Here is a 19,258-nt window from a genome sequence, read left to right as displayed (position 1 = left end):
GGCGTCGAGACTCGCGTCATGCCCAGGCTTGCCGTCTTCGCTGAAGCTTCGGCGGCCCAACACCGAATGCCCGGCGAAGCCTTGGCGGAGCCGGGTCCCGGGCATCCACGTTTAGCCCCCGTAAGAGCCTGCGGCTGGCCGGAATAAGCTCGGACAACCACGCGAGTTCTTCCCATCGTCCTGGCCTTGGCAGCCATTCCGCCCCGTGCTTCGCTGCCGCGTAAGACAGGCTCATGACGAGGTGGGGTATGGCCGGGCGTGACCAGCTCGACGGCGTCGATCTGAAAATACTCTCCGAGCTGCAGCAGGACGGGCGGGTTCGCAACAACGAGCTGGCGCTGCGCGTCGGGGTGTCCGGGCCCAACTGCGTGAGGCGGCTGAAGTCGCTGTTCAGCCGCGGCGTGATCCGGGCGGTGCGCGCCGTCATCGACGAGCGGCTGCTCGGCTACGAGGTGGTGTCGTTCGTCTCGATCCAGCTCGGCAGCCAGGCCCAGCCGGTGCTGGCCGCGTTCGAGAGCTCGATCGCGGCGATCCCGCGCATCCAGCAGTGCTGGCGAATTTCGGGCGATACCGACTATCTTCTCAAATGCGTGGCGCCGAGCGTCGAGAGCATGCGCCAGCAGCTGCTGCATTTCGCCGCGATGCCGAACGTGAAGAACGTCCGCAGCTTCCCGGTGCTGGGCGTGGCCAAGGACGTGCCGCTGCCGTTGCAGGAGATCGCAGCGGCAGGATAGTTCGGCGGCGACGGGTCCCGAAACGTAGCCGCACAACGACATCCAAACATCCGACGGCCCGGGGGGTGATTCCCTTACTGGAATACAGGTTCGGATAAGGCGGATATAAAGGTAAGTAACTCACCTAACTGTGACATGTTATTTGCGAAGTCCTGCAATGCGCCGAGTCGTGATTGCCGGTTCCCTGCGCCAGCCTACATGCGAGCTGTGAACCTCAGCCTGCGTCGCATGCCGAGGCCTCTTTTGTGGGACCCTGAAGCAGGAAAAGACAACATGACCTCGACCTCGAAGACGTTCGTCGCATCCGCTGCGACGCTGTTTGCATCTGCGTTTCTCATGATGACCGCGCCGGCTGCCCAGGCAGAAGACTACTGCATCACCAATGGCGCCCAGGCCGCGCATGGTTGCGGCTATCCGACGATGGAGGCCTGCCGGGCGGCGGCCGGCGGCATCGGCGGCTCGTGCGTGCAGAGCGGCGGCGCGAAGACGTCGACCGACGCGCTGGCCTTCCAGCCGAAGCAGACCCAGTCGCGCACCAAGCTGCGCCCGGGCGGGCAGACCAACTCGAACTGATCGAGTTTCGAAATGTTGCGGCCTCCGAGTTGGATCTCGGAGGCCGCAACGGCATGACAGCCCGCGCGTCAGCGATACCTGCCGCGAAACTCGCGCGGAGAGGCGCCGGCCCAGGTACGGAAGGCGCGGGAAAAGCTCTTCTCACTGCGGAAGCCGGCGATTTCCGCGATCCGCTTGATCGGGCTGCGACCGCGCATCAGCTCCTGCTTGGCAAGCTCGAATTTTGCTTCTTCCTTGAGATCGCGCAGCGAGGTCGCTTCCTCGCGCAGGCGCCGATGCATGGTGCGGGTGGAGAGTGCCAGCTCGCGCGCGACATCCTCGGCTCCGAGACTGCGTCCGCGCGCATTGCGGAGCACGCGGCGAACGCGCTCGACCAGCAGTCGGTCGCGCCGATAGGGGAGCACTGTCAGCCGCAGCGCGCCCTTGAGCATGTTGTCGAGGTCCGCGGCGCTACGGGTGAGCGGCAGCGACAGATAATGCTTATCGAAGACGATGGAAGCACGGTCGGCATCGAAGCGGATGTTTCGGCAAAAGATGGTTGGATAGACCGAGACGTGGCCGGGCTCGGGGTGCGGAAATTCCGCGGCGCGGAGCGCGATCCTGGAATCCACGGCCCAGCAGGAAAAGCCAAGAACATAGCGAAGCAGGGTGACCAGGCAGAATTCGCGTAGAGATCCGAGGTCGCGCAGTTCGCGGATGGACACAACCGCGGTCTCCTTGCCGACGGCGAGATCGAGCAGCACGTCCTCGGTGAGCAGACGATGGTGCCGGCACCAGCGCTTGAGCGCGACCTCCAGCGTCGGGGCGGTGATCGAGGCGCGGCACAGCATGCCGTAGGTGCCGAAGGGCAGCCGCCGCGAGAACCAGCCGAGCGCCTCGTCATCGAGCTCGCGCATGGCATGGCCCGCCAGCGCCTCGAACTGGCCAGCCGTGACTCGCCCATTCGGAGAATTGACAAGGTCTGGCGTTACCTGACCCCGGCTCAGCGCCTCGGTCGGATCGCGGCCGTAACGTTCGTACGCAGCAACGACCCCGCGGACGAAGGCGGCTGGGGTCACCGCGCGGCGCGGGATCGCGGTTGCGACCTGAAAAGGCATCGGGAGTCCTCTGGGAAAATCCTCGCCAAATTTGGCGGAAAATGCAACCTTTTCGACGGCAGAAGGGCTCCGATGCCGCTAGGTTCGGTCCCCAAAATACGGAGGAATCGCCTTGAATATCCCGAGCATCGATTTCGATCTGGGCGAAGACATCAGCATGCTGCGCGACACGCTACGCGCCTTCGTGGAGGCGGAGATCGCCCCGCGTGCCGCCGATATCGAGAAAGCCAATCTGTTTCCGGCAGACCTCTGGAAGCGCCTCGGCGACCTCGGCCTGCTCGGCATGACCGCGCCGGAGCAATATGGCGGCTCCAACATGGGCTATCTCGCCCATATCGTCGCCATGGAGGAGATTTCGCGCGGCTCGGCCGCGGTGGGCCTTTCCTACGGCGCCCACTCCAATCTCTGCGTCAACCAGATCCGCCGCAACGGCAATGATGCGCAGCGCGAGCGCTATCTGCCAAAGCTGATCTCCGGCGAGTATGTCGGCGCGCTCGCGATGTCCGAGCCCGGCGCCGGCTCAGACGTCGTCTCGATGAAGCTGCGCGCCGACAAGCGTGGCGACCGCTACGTGCTCAACGGCTCGAAGATGTGGATCACTAATGGCGGCGATGCCGACGTGCTGGTGGTCTATGCCAAGACCGACCCGGAAGCGGGCCCGCGCGGCATGACCGCCTTCCTGGTCGAGAAGGGGGCCAAGGGCTTCAGCCATGGCCAGCATCTCGACAAGCTCGGCATGCGCGGCTCCAACACTTATCCGCTGTTCTTCGACGAATGCGAGGTGCCGGAGGAGAACGTGCTTGGCAAGGTCGGTGAGGGCGTCAGGGTGTTGATGTCCGGCCTCGACTATGAGCGCACCGTCCTCTCGGGCGGCCCGCTCGGGATCATGGCGGCCTGCATGGATGCGGTGGTGCCCTACATGCACGAGCGCAAGCAGTTCGGCCAGCCGATCGGCGACTTCCAGCTGATGCAGGGCAAGCTCGCCGACATGTACGCGACCTGGCAGGCCACGCGCGCCTACGTCTATGCGGTGGGGCGTGCCTGCGACCGCGCCGATCACGCGCGCAGCTTGCGCAAGGACGCCGCCGCTGCGATCCTCTATTCCGCCGAGAAGGCGACGTGGATGGCGGGCGAGGCGATCCAGGCGTTGGGCGGGGTCGGCTACACCTCCGAATTTCCGGTCGGGCGTCTGTGGCGCGATGCAAAGCTCTATGAGATCGGCGCCGGCACCTCGGAGGTCCGGCGCATGCTGATCGGGCGCGAATTGATGGCCGAGACGGCTTAAAACCTTCACGCAATTGGAATCAACATGCCGCTCCATTCCAGCATCGATACGTCTTCATCGGACTTTGTGCGCAATTCCGAGGCCATGCGCACTCTCGTCGCGGATTTACGCGAAAAGCTGAGCCTGGTCGCGGGCGGCGGCGGCGAGGTCTCGCGCAACCGCCACACGTCGCGCGGCAAGATGCTGGCGCGCGAGCGCGTCGACCTGCTGGTCGATCCCGGCACCGCGTTCATGGAGCTGTCGCCGCTCGCGGCCTATGGCCTCTATGGTGGCGACGTGCATTCGGCGAGCGTCGTCACCGGGGTGGGGCGCATCTCGGGCCGCGAATGCGTGATCGTCGCCAACGACGCCACCATCAAGGGCGGTACCTATTATCCCATGACCGTGAAGAAGCATTTGCGTGCGCAGGACGTGGCGCGCCAGAACAATCTTCCCTGCGTCTACATGGTCGATTCCGGCGGCGCCTTCCTGCCGCTGCAAGACGAGATATTTCCGGACGAGCGTCACTTTGGCCGCATCTTCTACAACCAGGCGCAGATGTCGTCGCAAGGGATCCCGCAGATCGCCATCGTGATGGGTTCCTGCACGGCCGGCGGCGCCTATGTCCCCGCGATGTCGGACGAGAGTATCATCGTGCGCAATCAAGGCACCATCTTCCTCGGCGGACCGCCGCTGGTGAAGGCCGCCACGGGCGAAGTGGTGACTGCAGAGGAGCTCGGCGGCGCCGACGTGCATTCGCGGCAGTCGGGCGTGACCGATCATTACGCCCAGAACGACGCGCACGCGATCGGCATCGCCCGCCGCATCGTCGGCACGCTGAAGCCATCCGTGCGACCGAACCTCAACATGCATCCGCCGCGTGATCCCCTGTTCGCTGCAGAAGAGATCTACGGTGTGGTGCCGGTCGACGGGCGCAAGCCGTTCGACGTGCGCGACATCATCGCACGCGTGGTCGACGGCTCCGAATTCGACGAGTTCAAGAAACTCTACGGCACGACGCTGGTCTGCGGCTTCGCCCATATCTGGGGTTTTCCGGTCGGCATCATTGCCAACAACGGCATCCTGTTCAGCGAGAGCTCGCTGAAGGGGGCGCATTTCATCGAGCTGTGCTGCCAGCGCGGCATTCCGCTGGTGTTCCTGCAGAACATCACCGGCTTCATGGTCGGCAAGAAATACGAGGCCGGCGGCATCGCCCGGGACGGCGCCAAGCTGGTGACTGCCGTCGCGACAGCGTCGGTGCCGAAATTTACCGTCGTGATCGGCGGCTCTTACGGCGCGGGCAATTACGGCATGTGCGGCCGCGCCTACTCGCCGCGCTTCCTGTGGATGTGGCCGAACGCCCGCATCTCGGTGATGGGCGGCGAGCAGGCCTCGATGGTGCTGAGCCAGGTCCGCCGCGACAATATCGAGGCCAAGGGCGACAGCTGGTCGAAAGAAGACGAAGATAAATTCCGCGAGCCGATCCGCGCGCAATATGAGAGCCAGGGGCACCCGTATTACGCGACCGCGCGGCTCTGGGACGACGGCGTGATCGACCCGGCCGATACAAGGCTGGTGCTCGGCCTCGGCCTCTCGGCGGCGTCGAATGCGCCGATCGAGCCGACGAAATTCGGCCTGTTCAGGATGTGATGCGATGGATCGCTCAAAGCTCTACCGCCGTTTTCGCACCCTCCTGATCGCCAACCGCGGCGAGATCGCCTGTCGCGTCATCCGCACCGCGCGCGCCATGGGCCTGCGCACGGTCGCGGTCTACTCCGAAGCGGACCGCGATGCGATGCATGTCGCGCTCGCCGACGAGGCCGTGCTGCTCGGGCCCGCACGTGCCCGCGACAGCTATCTCAATCCCGAACGGCTGATCGAGGCCTCGCGCAAGACCGGCGCGGAGGCGATCCATCCCGGCTACGGCTTCCTGTCGGAGAATGCCGAATTTGCCCAAGCGTGTTTCGACGCCGGCATGGTCTTCGTCGGCCCCACCGCCGCGATGATGACCGCCATGGGCTCGAAGTCGGGATCGAAGGCACTGATGGAAAAGGCCGGCGTACCGCTGGTGCCCGGTTATCACGGCGAGGCCCAGGACGATGCGACGCTGGCGAAGGCGACCGAGAAGGTCGGTTTCCCCATTCTGGTGAAGGCGTCCGCCGGCGGCGGCGGACGTGGCATGCGCATCGTTCGCTCCGCGGATGAACTCGCGCCTGCGATCGTCAGCGCGAAGCGCGAGGCCAAGGCGGCGTTCGGCGACGACCGCATGCTGATCGAAAAATATGTCGACAATCCCCGCCATATCGAGGTGCAGATCATCGGCGACAGCCACGGCAATCTCTTGTCGCTGTTCGAGCGTGAATGCACGCTGCAGCGCCGCCACCAAAAGGTGATCGAGGAGGCGCCGTCGCCGACGCTCAATGCGGCCCAGCGCGAGACGGTCTGTGCCGCCGCGCGAAAGGCGGCCGGAGCCGTCAATTATGTCGGAGCCGGCACGATCGAGTTCGTCTCCGACGGCAAGGACGTGTTCTTCATCGAGATGAACACCCGCCTCCAGGTCGAGCATCCCGTGACCGAGCTGATCACCGGGATCGACCTCGTCGAATGGCAGCTCCGCGTCGCCTTCGGCGAGGCGCTCCCGATGAAACAGGACGAGATCAAGCTTCACGGCCACGCCGTGGAGGCGCGGGTCTATGCGGAGAATCCGACCAAGAACTTCATGCCGTCGGTGGGCAAGATATCAACCTGGCGTCTGCCCGCTGAAACGGGGGGGCTGCGCATCGACTCCGGCTATCGGGAAGGCGATGCGGTCTCGCCGTACTACGATGCGATGCTGGCGAAGATGATCGCCTGGGCGCCGACGCGGGATGTCGCGATCGAGCGGCTGAACCGCGGGCTGGAAGAGTCCGACGTCCGCGGCATCGTCACCAACATCCCGTTCCTGTCGGCGCTGATGACGCATCCGAAGGTGCGGGCGAACGCGATCGACACCGGGTTCATCGAGCGCGAGCTGGCGGTCCTGACGCAGGCCTCGCCGGCGCCCGGCGAGCTCGAGCTGTGTGCCGCGGTGGCCGCTGTGATCAACGACGAGCGGCAGGCTGCGCAGGCGGAGGCGAATTCGCCCTGGCAAACGTTTGGCTGGATGCCGGTCGGCCGCCGCCAGCGCGGCTTTGCTTTCCGCGTTGGCCACGGACCCGAGCAGAAGGTCGCTCTAAACTATGGCAGCGGCCCGTCGACGCTGATGATCGGCGAGCGCGAGCTGGCGTTCGCGATCGTGACGAAGGACGGCGGCTTCGACCTGACGCTCGACGGCGTCAAAACGTCGGTCGCTGCCGTGATCGACGGCCATGAGCTATATCTGCGCACGCGCAACGGGCGATTCGACCTGCATTGGGTCGATCCGTTCGGTGGCGAAACCGAGGAGCAGGCCGGCGCGGACAAGATCGCGGCGCCCTTGCCGGGCACGGTCGTCGCCGTGCTGGCGGAGGAGGGTGCCAAGCTCGAGAAGGGCGCGCCGATCCTGACCCTGGAAGTGATGAAGATGGAGCAGACCTTGCGTGCGCCCTATGCCGGCGTGCTGAAGTCCATCAAATGCAAGGTCGGCGACATCGTCCAGGAGGGCGTCGAGCTCGCCGTGGTCGAGCCTTCCGGAGAATGAGATGAGCGATCAGGTCCGCATCATCGAAATGGGGCCGCGCGATGGCCTGCAGAACGAGAAGACGGCGGTCAGCGTCGAGGCCCGCATCGCCTTCATCGAGGCGCTGGTCGCCGCCGGCCTCAATACAGTCGAGGTCGGCGCCTTCGTCTCGCCGAAGGCGATCCCGCAGATGGCGAGCTCGGACGCTGTGCTGCGCGGCGTCAGCCACCTGACCGGCCCCGAATTCCACGTGCTGGTGCCGAACGAGAAGGGCTATGACGCCGCGCGCGCCGCCGGCGCCGAGACCGTCTCGGTGTTCGCCGCAGCCTCCGAGGGCTTTTCGCGGGCCAACATCAACTGCACGGTCGCGGAATCCATCGAACGGTTCAAGCCGGTGCTGGCGCGCGCCAAGGCTGATGGTGTCAAGGTACGCGGCTATATCTCCTGCGTGCTCGGCTGTCCGTTCGACGGCGAGATCAAGCCGAAGGCGGTGGCCGATCTCGCCACCACCCTGTGGGAGCTCGGCTGCTACGAAATCTCGCTCGGCGACACCATCGGCGTCGGCACGCCCGAAAAGGCCAAAGAGATGCTGCGGGCGGTCAGCGCCAACATCCCTCCCGCCAATCTCGCGATGCATTTCCACGACACTTACGGCCAGGCGCTCGCCAATCTCTATGCGGGGATGGAGGAAGGCGTCCGCGTCATCGACGCCGCCGCCGGCGGCCTCGGCGGCTGTCCCTACGCGCCGGGTGCGACCGGCAACGTCGCGACCGAGGACGTCGTCTACATGCTCGAGGGCATGGGCGTCAGGACCGGCGTCGATATGGACCGGTTGCTGGCGGCAATCAACGAGATGAGCGGCGTGCTGGGCAAGCCGCCGGTGAGCCGCGTGGCGTCCGCGCTGAACGCCAAGCGGAAGCGCGTCGCGATCTAGGCCTATGCTGCCTTCAGCCCGACATCCGGCAGGCGCGGCTGGCTCCTGAGTGCCTTGGCCATCATCGCCTCGACCTCGGCCTTCTCCTGCGGCAGCAGAGCGAGGCGGGGCGGGCGGGTCAGCGCGGTGCCGCGGCCCATGATGTGCTCGCACAGCTTGATGCACTGGACGAGGTCCGGGCGCGCGTCGAGATGCAGCAGCGGCATGAACCATTCGTAGAGCGGCATCGCCTCGGCAAGGCGGCCCGCCTTGGCCAGGCGAAACAGCGTTTCGCCCTCGCGCGGGAAGGCGTTGGACATGCCGGAGACCCACCCCACGGCGCCCATGGCGATGCTCTCGACGATGACATCGTCGAGGCCGGCGAACAGCACGAAGCGATCGCCGACCATGTTCCTGGTGTCGATGAAGCGCCGAGTATCTCCGGAGGAATCCTTGAAGCAAACGACGGTCTCGACATCGGCGAGCGTGGCCAGGATGTCGGGGGTGACGTCGTTCTTGTAGATCGGCGGATTGTTGTAGAGCATCACGGGCAGATCGGTCGCGCTGGCGACGGCGCGGAAGTGAGCGGCGGTCTCGTGCGGCTTGGACGAATAGACCAGGGCCGGCATCACCATCACGCCGTCGATGCCCACGCGCGCTGCCTCCTTCGCGGTTTCGACCGCGAAGGCCGTGGTGAATTCGGCGATGCCGCACAGCACGGGCACGCGGCCGGCTGCGACGGACTTCGCCGTCTCCATGATCGCGACCTTCTCCTTGCGCTCCAGCGAGGTGTTCTCGCCGACGGAGCCGCAGACGATCAGGCCGGAGACGCCGTCACGGATCAGCCCGTCCATCACCTTGGCGGTCGCGTCGATGTCGAGCGAGAGATCGTCGTGGAATTGCGTGGTGACGGCCGGGAAGACGCCCTCCCAGGAAACGCGGCGGCTCATGGTTCGACTCCGAGTGGATTTGGCCGGCGGGGGGCTGGATCCGCCGGGTGTTTTGAAAGGGGATAGCGGGGTGGGTTAGAGCGTGGCGCCGACCTTGCGCAGCTCGGCCAGGACGGGTGCCTTCGGCAGCCAGATCTTATCGAACTCGGCAATGACAGCTTCGGTATCGCCGGCCGGCACCTGGCGGATCGGGATCGGCGCGTTCTTGAAGTTTTCGATCAGCGTCGGCTCGTTGGAGGCCAACTCGTCGATCTGCGCATCCAGCGTCGACTTGACGGTCTTGGCGATCAGCTCGCGGTCGGCGGCGGGAAGCGACTGCCAGACCCGGCCCGAGACCACTGCGGCCATCGGCATGAAGACGGCGTTCATCTGCAGGATCACTTTCGACACCTTGTCGAAGCGCTGGTTCCAGGAGAATTCAAGGTCGGCTTCGAGGCCGTCGACCTGACCGTTGGCCATCGCATCGAACACCTGCGGCGTCGGGATCGGCGTTGGTGCCGCGCCCAGAGAGGAATAGAAATCGCGATAGACCGGCGTCGGATTGATCCGCAGCTTCATGCCTTTGATGTCAGCAAGCGAAGTCAGATCCTTGGAGGAGAATACCGCCCGCATGCCCGTGATGCCCCAGCCTAACCCGATCGTCCCGGTCTCCTGCGGCAGCACCTCGAACAGCTTGACCGCCGCCGGATGCCGCACGAATTTCGCGACCGCAGGGGTCGAGCGGACGATGTAGGGCGCGTTGATCGCGGCGATATGCGGCACGCGCGAGCCGAGCTCCGCGGCCTGGATGAAGCCCATGTCGAGGGCGCCGGACTGCAATTGCTGCATCATCGCGGGTTCGTTGCCGAGCTGGCCGGAGTGGAACACGGTCAGGGTCAGGCGGCCGTTGGTGGCGGCCTTGAGGTCTTCACCGAATTTGAGCGCAGCCTTGTTCCAGGAATGGCCGTTGGGCGTGATCAGGCCGAGACGGAATTCCTTGGCCTGGGCGAGCGCCAGCGACGGCGTAAACACCGATGCGGCGGCGCTGGCAGCGAGAAAGCGGCGGCGTGAAAGCGGCATGGTCGGGCTTCCTTTTGGACGGGCCTATTTGATGAGGATCAGCGAAAGCGACGGATAGAGCGAGAGCAGCACCAGCAGGACGCAGGAGATGACGAAGAACGGCAGCGTCACCATGAACATCTTGCCGGGCTTGGCGCCGGTGACGGCGGCCGCGACGAAGAAGCAGAGCCCGACCGGCGGCGACAACAGGCCGAGCACGAGGTTGATCACCACCACCACGCCGAAATGCCTGGGATCGATGTGATAGACGTCGGTTGCGACCGGCAGCAGGATCGGCACCGTCATGATCAGGCCGGGAATGCCGTCGATGACAGTGCCGATCACCAGCAGGATCACATTGCAGATCAGCATGAAGCTGACCGGGTCCTTGGCGGCCGTCTGGATCCAGGCGGCGGTTTCCTGCGGCACCTTGCCGAAGATCAGCACCCAGGAAAACACCGCCGCGGCGGCCACGAGGAACAGCACGATCGCCGAATAGATCGCGCTACGCAGCATCATTTGCGGCAGCTGCGAGAATTCGAACTCCCTGGTCCAGAACTTTCCGACCATGGCTGCGGCAACGGCGCCGACGGCGGCGGATTCCGTCGCGTTGGCGAGGCCGCCGAGGATGGTGCCGACGATGACGATCGGGATCAGGAGGGTGGGCGAGGTCCGCAGGATCGTCATGACGCGCTGGCGCGGCGTCTGATAGTCCGCGCGCGGATAGTTATAGACGTATCCCATCAGTGCGATGACAACGCAGAACATCACGGTGAGGATGACGCCCGGCACGATGCCGGCGATCAGCATGTCGCTGACCGAGACCTGCGCGAGCACGCTGTAGACCACGAACATCACCGAGGGCGGGATGATCGGGCCGAGCATGCCGCCATAGGCGGTCAGTCCCGCCGCAAACGTCTTGTCGTAGCCCTTCTTCTCCATCTCCGGCACCATGATCTGGGCCATGATCGCGACCTGCGCGGTCGCAGATCCCAGGATCGAGGAGATGAACATGTTGGCGAGGATGTTGACGTAGGCGAGCCCGCCCTTGAGCGAGCCGACGAAGGCCATCGCCATGTCGACGATGCGGCGCGTGATGCCGCCGCCGTTCATGATCTCGCCGATGAGGATGAAGAGCGGGATCGCGATCAGGCCGTAGCTGTCGACGCCGCCGAACAGCTGGAGCGGATAGGACTGGAACAGCACCGGATTGCCGGACGCCGCGATGTAGACCAGGCCGGCGAGGCACAGGCAGAGGCCGATCGGCACGCCGACCAGCATGATCGCGAGGAAGGCTGCCGACGTGATCATCAGTTGACCCCGTCGAGTTCGGAAAGGGCAAAGCCCTTCGGGGGCGTGCGCGGGACCAGTTCGAGATCTTCCAGCAAATTGGCGAGACCATGCACGGTCATCGAGACCGCGAAGATCGGCAGCGTCAGATAGAGCACCCAGGTGGGCCAATTCAGGGTCTGGGTATGCTCCGTGTAGAGGAAATTGAAGGTTTCGGCGGCGAGCTTGCGCCCGTCGAAACCGGCGCGGGCAAGGCCAATCGGGTCCATCCAGAGCACGCAGGTGATGATCAGGGCGAGGCCGAACACGACGACGAGGCCAGTCGAGATCACCTTCGCGATCTTCTGGGCGGGGAGCGAAAGACGTTCCGTCAGCATCGTGACCGCGAAATCGAGCCGCAGCCGCGTCATTGCGGAGGCGCCGACGAATGTCAGCCAGACCACGCAATAGACCGCGGATTCGTCGATCCAGTAGATCGGGAAATGCGAGTAGCGGGTGATGACGTTGACCAGGATCAGGGCGGTGAGCAGGTACATCAGGCCCATCAATGCGATCCGCTCGACGGCGAGCAGGGCGCTGGAGGCGCGGACGACCATGCGTCGAACGCTGAACGCGCGCGTGGCCGGCATCGTCTGCTCGATCATGAAGAGGCCCCATTGCCCGCAAGATTTATCGTGCGATGACCGAATGTATAATTTATACATTTTGGCTGTCAAATGGAATCGCGGGCTGCGTCGAAGGCGTGCACGCGTTTTTTTGCGGGGACGCGATGACCTCAACATGCAAGACAGGGACCGTTCCGGCCGGCCGAGTCGGGGAGGGACGGAAGATCGGATGAAAGCGCCTCTGAAACATCGCACCCTGTCGGCTGCGATCGTCGACCAACTCCGGCAGGCAATCCTCGACGGGACCTATCCGGCCGGATCGCAACTGCGCCAGGATGCGCTTGGCGAGGCCTATGGCGTCAGCCGTATCCCCGTGCGCGAGGCGCTGTTTCAGCTCGAAGCGGAAGGCTTGGTGCGGATCGTTCCGCAGAAGGGCGCCATCGTCTCCGAGCTGTCACTGGACGAGATCAACGACGTCTTCGACCTCCGCCGTATCCTGGAGCCGCGGCTGCTGGCGCACTCGGCTCCCCGATTCACAACGGAGGATTTCGCCGGGCTCGACGACATCCATAAAAGCTTTGAGAAGGCGATTAAGGCGCGCAATGTCAGCGAATGGGGTCAGCTCAACGCCGACTTCCATATGGCGCTCTATGTCCATGCCCCGCAGCCCCGCACCCGGGCGATCGTGCTGTCACTGCTCCAGACCAGCGACCGCTACACGCGCCTGCAGCTCTCCAACACCAAGGCGATGGGGATCGCCGAAAAGGAGCATGCCCATCTGATCGCGCTCTGTCGCGCGCAAAAAGTCGAGGAGGCCTGCCGGTTTTTGGAGCGGCACATCGAAGCCGTGCGCAAGGATCTATTGCAGGTGGTGGCGATCGCGCCGCGGTCGCGGCGCAAAGAGAAATCGTAGGGTGGGTTAGCGAAGCGTAACCCACCACTTTTCTGACCGCATTGACGAGAGGAGGTGGATTGCGCCTTCGGCGAATCCACCTTACGGGAGGAGTTTCACCTGCTCCCGTCCGGCCCCATCACCAGGTCCGGCAGCCCGGTCGAGATGCCCGGCACAAAGCACAGCAGCAGCACCGCGAGCATCATCAAGAGCACGAAAGGAAGCGTGCCCCAGATCACCTCGCGCAGGGGAATGTCCGGCGCGACGTTGCGAATGACGAAGATGTTGAGGCCGACGGGTGGATGGATCAGCCCCATCTCCATCACGATGGTCATGACGACGCCGAACCAGATGATGTCGAAATTGGCGGCGCGGAGCGGCGGCAGGATGATCGGCGCGGTCATGAGAATAATCGAGACCGGCGGCAGGAAGAAGCCGAGCACGACGACCATGACGAGGATCGCGAACAAGAGGCCCCAGCGCGGCAGATGCATCGCGACGACGGATTCGGCGGCGGATTGCGAGATGTGCAGATAGCTCATCACGTAGGAATAGAGCAGCGACATGCCGATGATCATCATCAGCATGGTCGATTCCCGGATCGTCGATTTCAGGATCGGCGCGAGGTCGCTCGGCCGCCACACGCTGTAGATCGCCGCGATCAATGCCAGCGCCAAGAGGCCGCCAAGGCCGGCAGTCTCCGACGGCGTGGCGTAGCCGCCATAGAGCGCGATCATGACGCCGGTGAGCAGCAGCACGAAGGGGATCACGCGCGGCAGCACGCTGAAGCGTTCCGCGAGCGTGTATTCGTCGCGGGCGAGGATCGCAGCTTCCGGGCCGCCGTTCTTGTAGATCGCTTCGGCCGCGGCATATTCCTGGCGGAAGCGGATCACGGCGTAGACGCCGAACAGCGAGACCAGCAGCAGGCCGGGTCCGATGCCGGCGAGGAACAGCCGTCCCAGTGATTTTTCGGCGGCGACCGCAAACAGGATCATGGTGATCGACGGCGGCAGCAGAATGCCGAGCGTGCCGCCGGCGGCGATGATCCCGGCGGCAAAGCCGCCGGAATAGCCGCGCTTGCGCATCTCGGGGATGCCGGCCGAGCCGATTGCCGAGCAGGTCGCGGGCGAAGAGCCCGCCATCGCCGCAAACAGCGCGCAGGCGAACACATTGGCGACGCCGAGGCCGCCCGGGACGCGGTGCAGCCAGGCGTGCAGGGCCGAGTAGAGATCCTGGCCGGCGCGCGACTTGCCGATCGCGGCGCCCTTCAGGATGAAGAGCGGAATCGACAGCAGCGTGATCGAGGCCATTTCCTCGTAGACGTTCTGCGTCACCGTATCGAGAGAGGCGGCGGGCATGTAGATGCCCATGAACACGACCGCGACCGCGCCGAGCGCGAACGCGATCGGCATGCCCGAAAACATCACGACCAGCGTCGCGATCCCGTAGGCGAGGCCGATACCGAAAACGCTCATGAACGCCTGGCTCCAGCGAAAGGCAGCGCAAGCTGCACGAGGATCTGGACGCAGAGCAGGCTCATGCCGAACGCCATCAGCGAATAGGGGATGGCCAGCGGCGGCGACCACATCGAGTTCGAGACCTGGCCGTCGACATAGGCTTCATGCGCCAGCGTCCAGGACTTCCAGGCGAAGAAAGCGCAGAACAGAAGCGTCACCGCGTCGACCAGCCAAAGCCTGATCCGGTTCGCCAGCGGCGAGAGCAGGCCGACGAAGGCCTCGATGCCGATGTGACCGCGGTTCTGCTGCACGTAGGCGGCGGTCATGAAGGTGGCGCCGACCAGCAGGAACACCGCCGCCTCGTCCTGCCAGTAATTGGCGGCCTTGAACAAGGCGCGGCTGAGCACGCTGTAGCTCAGGATGGCGCAGGCCGCGATCAGTGCGATCGCGGCGAACACGACGATGATGTTGTTGAGGATGGCGAGACCGCGATCGATCGCCGCCGCAAGGCTGGTCCTTGCGGCGGCGTTGGCCTGGTCGTCACGATCCGGAAGCGGACCGTGGCTCATGCGGCGACGTCGGTCGCGAGCTTGAGCAGGTTGGCCGAGGTCGCGGTCTTGGCGCCGTAGTCCTTCCATGCGGTGTCGCGGGCGATGTCACGCCACTTGCCGACGGTCGCGGCATCGAGCACCGAGACCTTGGCGCCGGCCTTCTCGTAGACCTTGGCGACCTCGACGTCGTCATCCTGCGCGCCCTTGCGGCCGAAGGCTTCGAGCTCGGTGCCGACCGCGAGCAGAACGTCCTGCTGGTTCTTCGGCAGCTTGTCGAAGATCGCCTTCGACATCATCAGCGGCTCGAGCATGAACCAGTAGGACGCGCCTGCGCCCGAGGTCAGCGATTTCGCGACCTCTTCGAGGCGGAACGAGATCAGGCTGGTCGAGGAGGTGATGCCGGCATCGCAGGCACCCGTCTGCATCGCTGCGTAGATTTCGTTCGAGGGCACCGACAGCACCGAGGCGCCGGCGGTCTGCAGCACCATATCCATCTCGCGCGAGCCGCCGCGCACCTTGAGACCCTTGGCATCTTCGGGGGCAACGATCGGCTTGGAGCGGCTGGCGACGCCGCCGGCCTGCCACACCCAGCTGAGCAGGATGATGCCCTTGTCGGCGAGGAAGTCGGTCAAGGCCTTGCCGACCGGCTCCTTCTTCCAGCGCATGCCCTGGTCGTAGGTGGTGACGAGGCCCGGCATCAGGCCGATATTGGTTTCCGGCAATTCGCCGCCGGCATAGGGCATCGGGTAGAGGCTGATGTCGAGCGCGCCCTTGCGCATCGCGGAGAACTGCGCGTTGGTCTTGATCAGCGAGGAGTTCGGATAGATTTCGGCGGCGATGTCGCCATTGCTGCGCTTGGCGACTTCGGCGGCGAACATGCGGCAGAGCCGGTCGCGGAAGTCGCCCTTGTCGACGGTGCCGCCCGGAAATTGATGCGAGATTTTCAGCGTGGTCGCGGCATGCGCGGTGCCGGTGCCGAAACGGAGAATGGCGGGTGCGGCGACGGCGGTCGCAATGAGGTGGCGGCGCGTAAGCATGGCGTGATTCCCTTGGACGGTTCTTGGGACGGTTCTTTGGAGAGTTCTTGTTTGCCGTGATTTTGGGCTGGTCTTCGAGATCGTGCTGAGGCTCATCCTAGCCGGTCTTTCAGACAATGTTCTCTAGTCTGATAGTTCGAGACCGAATGCCGCGGCAAGTGTCGGTCATGCTGCGTTGCACACTCCCCGATCTCCTGCATCCGCCAAACAAGGGACGGCGGCGGGCGCGCAGAAATTTATCGGCGGTGGCGTAACAACGCCCCGTGGCAATCCGTCGAGATCAGATAGCGGCGTCCGTCGCTGACAAACATCATCTCGAAGGGAAGACCAGTCATGACCATTCGTACCCGCATCGCGCTCGGCGTTTCGGCGGCCGTTCTCTCGCTCGGCCTCGCGCTGTCGCCGGCCTTTGCCCAGGACAAAATGGGCAAGGACGACGGCATGATGAAAAAGGACACGATGTCCAAGGACGGCATGAAGAAGGACACCATGTCCAAGGACGACGGCATGAAGAAGGACACGATGTCGAAGGACGGGATGAAGAAAGACGACGGGATGATGAAGAAGCACTGAGCTTCCATCGTCGAGGAGGCGCTTGCGACAGGCAGACGCGCGCCAAAAATCCGGGGGCGGTCACGTAGACCGCCCCCCAGAGTGTTGTTTCAGTCCAAATTCAATTGAACGTGACTTGCGAGCGCTAGACTTGCGAGCGTCAGACTTGCGAACGTTACTTGCGCTTCGCCTTGCGGGCGGCGTAGCGGGCGTCTCGCTTGGCTTTTTGATCGGCCTCGGCTTCGGCCGCCTTCGCGACGGCTTCTTCGGCTTCGCGGGCGATCCGCGCAGCCTCGAGCGCGGCAGCCTCTTCTTGCAGGCGCTTCTGCTCGGCCTTTTCCGCCTCTCGCGCAGCTTTTGCCTCGGCGCGCTTGGCCGCAAGGGCCTCGCGCTCCGCACGCTTCGCCACAACCGCGGGATCATCCGGCCCCGGCTGCGACTTGAATTTGTTCAAAAGGTTCTTGCGTGCTTCCTGTGCCGCCTTTTGTCGGTCGGAGAAGCCTGGCTCCCTAAATCCACTCATCGGCGAACCTTGTCATCCTCGCTTTCGATCCTACATCACTGCCTGTTGGTACGTCGGCTGGGCATAGCGGGCGCCGCGCGACGCAGATGCGTGTACATCGGCGCGCGCCGTGATGCCACCTATAATCGCAGCCGATCAGGTAGACGAAAATCGCCGCCCCGACGATCTCTCGTAGCCCCGAAAAACTGCCGAATTGTGATGTCCCTCATAAGGGGGCACCAGGGCGGTGCCTAGCGTCCGCCCAGTATGAGACGCGGAGCACGGGTATGACGATCTCACGACTGAGCCTGAAGGCGCTCGCAATCGCCGTTGTGGTGGCAGCCCTGGCCGGTGCCACGCTGCTCCTGGCCCGGCCGCAGCCGATCGAAAGTGCCGTCCTGGGCACAGATTGGGAATGCACCCAGACCGCGTTTGTGCTTACGACCTGCGCACCGCGGGTCCAGCAGGCGATCCCGGCGGCCGAAACCTCGCGCAAGGAAGCGATCCGGCCGACCCGAGGCTAGGAAGCTTGGCGGGATGTGACCTCACGCCGCGGAGGTGATAAAGCCCGCTCGCCCCCGTGATCGGTCAGCCATGCCCAAGCCCGAAGCCAAGCCCGAACCTAAGCCCGAACCGGGCGCGAAGGCCAAATCCACTCCAAAACCTCAATCCGGTGACAACCGTCGCGGCGCCATCGCCGGCTTGATCATCGCCATCGTGATCCTCGGTGTCGGCTGGTGGCTCGCCCGCGATCTCACCTCCGCGAGCAAGATGCAGGACTGCCTGATGTCCGGGCGAAGCAACTGCAACGTGATCGAGCCGGCCCGCTAGAAGCGCTCCAGCGGGGCTCCCGCTGACGAAAAAATGTCGTGATCTTAATCATTTGTAACGGGACTTAGCCGACCAAAGCAGGTCAGTCATGTCAGCCGGCGTCAGCTCAGCGCGAGCCGAATCATCTATCGCGGCAGGCATCACGGCCATTGACGGCAATCGAGAGAGTAGGGGGCAAGCACGCATGAGTGCGTCCAGTCGCATCAAGATCATCATTCCCTTGGTTTCGGCGATGTCATTGCTCGCCGTCCCGGCGCAGGCTCAGGACGCCAGACCGCCGAGAGACGCCGCCCAGCCATCGGCCGGGCCAGGCGCCGGCGCGCCGCCTCAGAACATGCGAAAGGGGCCGCCGCCGCAGCAGGCTGCCCGGCCTGCGCCACAGGCCGGCGTCCAGCCCTACGCCGGCGGTCTTGGTCATGCAGGTCCGGGTCCAAATCCTGCTCTCGCGAGTCCAGGTCCTGCGCCGCGTAATGCCGGCGGTCCGCCGCCCGGACGCAATTACGCCAGGGGTCCCGCACCGGCGCGCGACTGGGGCGGACACACCTATCGCGGCCATCTCGCCTGGGATGGCGGACGCTGGCGCCACGAAGTCCACAACGGCCGCTCCGGCTGGTGGTGGGATGTAGGCGGCGCGCGGTATTATTATCCGCAGCGGATGGAGGGGCCTCCGGCCTACATCTCGGAGGACTATTACGATGACGTGCCTGTGGCCTACGCCCCGCCGCCGGTCGCCTATGAACCGCCGCCGCCTCCGCCGCCGGCCGATCCTGGTGCGAGCGCGCTTGGTGGCGCTATCGTGGGCGGCGTGCTGGGCGGCCTGATATCGGGCAACGCCTCGGGTGCGGCCGCAGGCGCTGTGATCGGCGGTGCCACCGGGGCGATCGCCGGCGCGACGGCTGCTTCGCGCCCCGGCTACTATCTGGCCCAGGGCAACTGCTACTACCGCTATCCGAGCGGCCAGTATGTGCAGGCTGACCCCCGGGCGTGCTACTGAGCACGCCAGGCGAGAGCTGAAGCGAAGAGGCGGGCGAAAAGTCCGCCTCTTTTCGTTTTGGCGTTGGCCGTCAGCTGGCCGGAAATTGATTCGAGGGCGATCACCCCGCGCGTCAGGACACCAGCCAGCTGAAGAACGCGATCGCGGCCCAGACCAGACCTGCGATCCAGGCCAGCATCACGATACCGATGGTCGCAAGATAAGCGATGCCGAGCGGGTCGGATCTTTCGCGTCGCGGCGGGACGGCAATTTCGGCTGCGGCTTCTTGTGTCATGACGGGAATATCTCCCAAGCCTTCTCGCTCTCTGGGAGCGCTGAGGACTGTTTAGCGGAGACGCCGG

The 19,258-nt window shown here is 64.7% G+C and carries 21 protein-coding genes; 11 read left to right on the top strand and 10 right to left on the bottom strand.

The annotated features are described in order from the left end of the window. Positions 1–248: 248 nt before the first annotated feature. Positions 249–734 (top strand): Lrp/AsnC family transcriptional regulator, encoded by a 486-nt coding sequence (locus AC0L3C_RS01480; RefSeq protein ID WP_007591345.1) that lies wholly within the window; start codon positions 249–251, stop codon positions 732–734. Positions 735–1,007: 273 nt separating this feature from the next. Further along, complete coding sequence (locus AC0L3C_RS01475; protein WP_473406967.1) at positions 1,008–1,307, top strand: DUF3551 domain-containing protein; 300 nt, start codon at positions 1,008–1,010, stop codon at positions 1,305–1,307. A 68-nt stretch (positions 1,308–1,375) separates the two neighbouring features. On the opposite strand, the gene AC0L3C_RS01470 is transcribed toward AC0L3C_RS01475, so the two are convergent. Continuing rightward, positions 1,376–2,404, bottom strand: a complete 1,029-nt coding sequence (locus AC0L3C_RS01470) for an AraC family transcriptional regulator (protein WP_473406966.1) — start codon at positions 2,402–2,404, stop codon at positions 1,376–1,378. Positions 2,405–2,561: 157 nt separating this feature from the next. On the opposite strand from AC0L3C_RS01470, the gene AC0L3C_RS01465 reads away from it, so the two are divergent. From AC0L3C_RS01465 to AC0L3C_RS01450, 4 genes are read left to right on the top strand one after another with little or no spacing between them, the layout of a single operon-like run. After that, entirely contained in the window at positions 2,562–3,689 is a 1,128-nt protein-coding gene (locus AC0L3C_RS01465) for an isovaleryl-CoA dehydrogenase (RefSeq protein ID WP_473261652.1), read from the top strand. Positions 3,690–3,713: 24 nt separating this feature from the next. Continuing rightward, a complete protein-coding gene (locus tag AC0L3C_RS01460; protein WP_473406964.1) occupies positions 3,714–5,318 on the top strand; it encodes a carboxyl transferase domain-containing protein in 1,605 nt (534 codons plus the stop codon). 4 nt (positions 5,319–5,322) lie between these two features. Next, the gene (locus tag AC0L3C_RS01455; protein WP_473406963.1) at positions 5,323–7,326 is read left to right on the top strand and encodes an acetyl/propionyl/methylcrotonyl-CoA carboxylase subunit alpha; all 2,004 of its coding nucleotides are present in this window, start codon (positions 5,323–5,325) and stop codon (positions 7,324–7,326) included. Between the two features lies 1 nt (position 7,327). Next, complete coding sequence (locus AC0L3C_RS01450; protein WP_473261470.1) at positions 7,328–8,239, top strand: hydroxymethylglutaryl-CoA lyase; 912 nt, start codon at positions 7,328–7,330, stop codon at positions 8,237–8,239. 2 nt (positions 8,240–8,241) lie between these two features. On the opposite strand, the gene AC0L3C_RS01445 is transcribed toward AC0L3C_RS01450, so the two are convergent. From AC0L3C_RS01445 to AC0L3C_RS01430, 4 genes are all read right to left on the bottom strand, one after another. Next, positions 8,242–9,168 carry a dihydrodipicolinate synthase family protein gene (locus tag AC0L3C_RS01445; protein ID WP_473406962.1) on the bottom strand — a complete coding sequence of 309 codons (927 nt, stop codon included), beginning with the start codon at positions 9,166–9,168 and terminating at the stop codon, positions 8,242–8,244. 75 nt (positions 9,169–9,243) lie between these two features. After that, entirely contained in the window at positions 9,244–10,227 is a 984-nt protein-coding gene (locus AC0L3C_RS01440) for a TRAP transporter substrate-binding protein (protein WP_473261466.1), read from the bottom strand. Between the two features lie 24 nt (positions 10,228–10,251). After that, positions 10,252–11,517: a TRAP transporter large permease gene (locus AC0L3C_RS01435; RefSeq protein WP_473406961.1), complete on the bottom strand. Its 1,266-nt coding sequence runs from the start codon at positions 11,515–11,517 to the stop codon at positions 10,252–10,254. Continuing rightward, on the bottom strand, positions 11,517–12,125 hold the full coding sequence (locus tag AC0L3C_RS01430) for a TRAP transporter small permease (RefSeq protein ID WP_473407101.1): 609 nt from the start codon (positions 12,123–12,125) through the stop codon (positions 11,517–11,519). Before AC0L3C_RS01430 ends, AC0L3C_RS01435 begins: the two co-directional genes overlap by 1 nt. 205 nt (positions 12,126–12,330) lie before the next feature. Between AC0L3C_RS01430 and AC0L3C_RS01425 the strand changes: the two genes are divergently transcribed. Beyond that, positions 12,331–13,014 carry a GntR family transcriptional regulator gene (locus tag AC0L3C_RS01425; RefSeq protein ID WP_473261460.1) on the top strand — a complete coding sequence of 228 codons (684 nt, stop codon included), beginning with the start codon at positions 12,331–12,333 and terminating at the stop codon, positions 13,012–13,014. 95 nt (positions 13,015–13,109) lie between these two features. On the opposite strand, the gene AC0L3C_RS01420 is transcribed toward AC0L3C_RS01425, so the two are convergent. From AC0L3C_RS01420 to AC0L3C_RS01410, 3 genes are read right to left on the bottom strand one after another with little or no spacing between them, the layout of a single operon-like run. After that, on the bottom strand, positions 13,110–14,468 hold the full coding sequence (locus AC0L3C_RS01420; RefSeq protein ID WP_027517811.1) for a TRAP transporter large permease: 1,359 nt from the start codon (positions 14,466–14,468) through the stop codon (positions 13,110–13,112). After that, a complete protein-coding gene (locus tag AC0L3C_RS01415) occupies positions 14,465–15,019 on the bottom strand; it encodes a TRAP transporter small permease (RefSeq protein WP_473261457.1) in 555 nt (184 codons plus the stop codon). The genes AC0L3C_RS01420 and AC0L3C_RS01415 overlap by 4 nt, the downstream gene beginning before the upstream one ends. After that, complete coding sequence (locus AC0L3C_RS01410; RefSeq protein ID WP_247286133.1) at positions 15,016–16,038, bottom strand: TRAP transporter substrate-binding protein; 1,023 nt, start codon at positions 16,036–16,038, stop codon at positions 15,016–15,018. Before AC0L3C_RS01410 ends, AC0L3C_RS01415 begins: the two co-directional genes overlap by 4 nt. Positions 16,039–16,371: 333 nt before the next feature. On the opposite strand from AC0L3C_RS01410, the gene AC0L3C_RS01405 reads away from it, so the two are divergent. Next, on the top strand, positions 16,372–16,611 hold the full coding sequence (locus tag AC0L3C_RS01405; RefSeq protein ID WP_473406960.1) for a pentapeptide MXKDX repeat protein: 240 nt from the start codon (positions 16,372–16,374) through the stop codon (positions 16,609–16,611). A gap of 154 nt (positions 16,612–16,765) precedes the next feature. Here the strand turns inward: AC0L3C_RS01405 and AC0L3C_RS01400 are convergent, their stop codons facing one another. Continuing rightward, positions 16,766–17,113: a DUF6481 family protein gene (locus tag AC0L3C_RS01400; protein ID WP_473261455.1), complete on the bottom strand. Its 348-nt coding sequence runs from the start codon at positions 17,111–17,113 to the stop codon at positions 16,766–16,768. Between the two features lie 266 nt (positions 17,114–17,379). Here AC0L3C_RS01400 and AC0L3C_RS01395 point away from each other — a divergent pair, with 266 nt between their 5' ends. From AC0L3C_RS01395 to AC0L3C_RS01385, 3 genes are all read left to right on the top strand, one after another. Continuing rightward, positions 17,380–17,616, top strand: coding sequence for a hypothetical protein (locus tag AC0L3C_RS01395; RefSeq protein ID WP_473261453.1), 237 nt, complete (start codon positions 17,380–17,382; stop codon positions 17,614–17,616). Between the two features lie 70 nt (positions 17,617–17,686). After that, entirely contained in the window at positions 17,687–17,923 is a 237-nt protein-coding gene (locus AC0L3C_RS01390; protein ID WP_473261451.1) for a hypothetical protein, read from the top strand. A 184-nt stretch (positions 17,924–18,107) separates the two neighbouring features. Continuing rightward, on the top strand, positions 18,108–18,917 hold the full coding sequence (locus AC0L3C_RS01385) for a hypothetical protein (protein ID WP_473278109.1): 810 nt from the start codon (positions 18,108–18,110) through the stop codon (positions 18,915–18,917). A gap of 112 nt (positions 18,918–19,029) precedes the next feature. On the opposite strand, the gene AC0L3C_RS01380 is transcribed toward AC0L3C_RS01385, so the two are convergent. After that, positions 19,030–19,191, bottom strand: a complete 162-nt coding sequence (locus tag AC0L3C_RS01380) for a hypothetical protein (protein ID WP_473261447.1) — start codon at positions 19,189–19,191, stop codon at positions 19,030–19,032. Positions 19,192–19,258 lie beyond the last annotated feature (67 nt).

It is taken from the genome of Bradyrhizobium sp. WSM4872 (assembly GCF_055811715.1).
The sequence above is the reverse complement of the archived record's forward strand: the minus strand, read 5'-3'. Positions and strand labels throughout refer to the sequence as shown.

Coding starts and splice junctions, on each gene's coding strand:
- AC0L3C_RS01480 (WP_007591345.1), top strand. CDS start 249: ATGGCCGGGCGTGACCAGCTCGACGGCGTCGATCTGAAAATACTCTCC.
- AC0L3C_RS01475 (WP_473406967.1), top strand. CDS start 1,008: ATGACCTCGACCTCGAAGACGTTCGTCGCATCCGCTGCGACGCTGTTT.
- AC0L3C_RS01470 (WP_473406966.1), bottom strand. CDS start 2,404: ATGCCTTTTCAGGTCGCAACCGCGATCCCGCGCCGCGCGGTGACCCCA.
- AC0L3C_RS01465 (WP_473261652.1), top strand. CDS start 2,562: ATGCTGCGCGACACGCTACGCGCCTTCGTGGAGGCGGAGATCGCCCCG.
- AC0L3C_RS01460 (WP_473406964.1), top strand. CDS start 3,714: ATGCCGCTCCATTCCAGCATCGATACGTCTTCATCGGACTTTGTGCGC.
- AC0L3C_RS01455 (WP_473406963.1), top strand. CDS start 5,323: ATGGATCGCTCAAAGCTCTACCGCCGTTTTCGCACCCTCCTGATCGCC.
- AC0L3C_RS01450 (WP_473261470.1), top strand. CDS start 7,328: ATGAGCGATCAGGTCCGCATCATCGAAATGGGGCCGCGCGATGGCCTG.
- AC0L3C_RS01445 (WP_473406962.1), bottom strand. CDS start 9,168: ATGAGCCGCCGCGTTTCCTGGGAGGGCGTCTTCCCGGCCGTCACCACG.
- AC0L3C_RS01440 (WP_473261466.1), bottom strand. CDS start 10,227: ATGCCGCTTTCACGCCGCCGCTTTCTCGCTGCCAGCGCCGCCGCATCG.
- AC0L3C_RS01435 (WP_473406961.1), bottom strand. CDS start 11,517: ATGATCACGTCGGCAGCCTTCCTCGCGATCATGCTGGTCGGCGTGCCG.
- AC0L3C_RS01430 (WP_473407101.1), bottom strand. CDS start 12,125: ATGCCGGCCACGCGCGCGTTCAGCGTTCGACGCATGGTCGTCCGCGCC.
- AC0L3C_RS01425 (WP_473261460.1), top strand. CDS start 12,331: ATGAAAGCGCCTCTGAAACATCGCACCCTGTCGGCTGCGATCGTCGAC.
- AC0L3C_RS01420 (WP_027517811.1), bottom strand. CDS start 14,468: ATGAGCGTTTTCGGTATCGGCCTCGCCTACGGGATCGCGACGCTGGTC.
- AC0L3C_RS01415 (WP_473261457.1), bottom strand. CDS start 15,019: ATGAGCCACGGTCCGCTTCCGGATCGTGACGACCAGGCCAACGCCGCC.
- AC0L3C_RS01410 (WP_247286133.1), bottom strand. CDS start 16,038: ATGCTTACGCGCCGCCACCTCATTGCGACCGCCGTCGCCGCACCCGCC.
- AC0L3C_RS01405 (WP_473406960.1), top strand. CDS start 16,372: ATGACCATTCGTACCCGCATCGCGCTCGGCGTTTCGGCGGCCGTTCTC.
- AC0L3C_RS01400 (WP_473261455.1), bottom strand. CDS start 17,113: ATGAGTGGATTTAGGGAGCCAGGCTTCTCCGACCGACAAAAGGCGGCA.
- AC0L3C_RS01395 (WP_473261453.1), top strand. CDS start 17,380: ATGACGATCTCACGACTGAGCCTGAAGGCGCTCGCAATCGCCGTTGTG.
- AC0L3C_RS01390 (WP_473261451.1), top strand. CDS start 17,687: ATGCCCAAGCCCGAAGCCAAGCCCGAACCTAAGCCCGAACCGGGCGCG.
- AC0L3C_RS01385 (WP_473278109.1), top strand. CDS start 18,108: ATGAGTGCGTCCAGTCGCATCAAGATCATCATTCCCTTGGTTTCGGCG.
- AC0L3C_RS01380 (WP_473261447.1), bottom strand. CDS start 19,191: ATGACACAAGAAGCCGCAGCCGAAATTGCCGTCCCGCCGCGACGCGAA.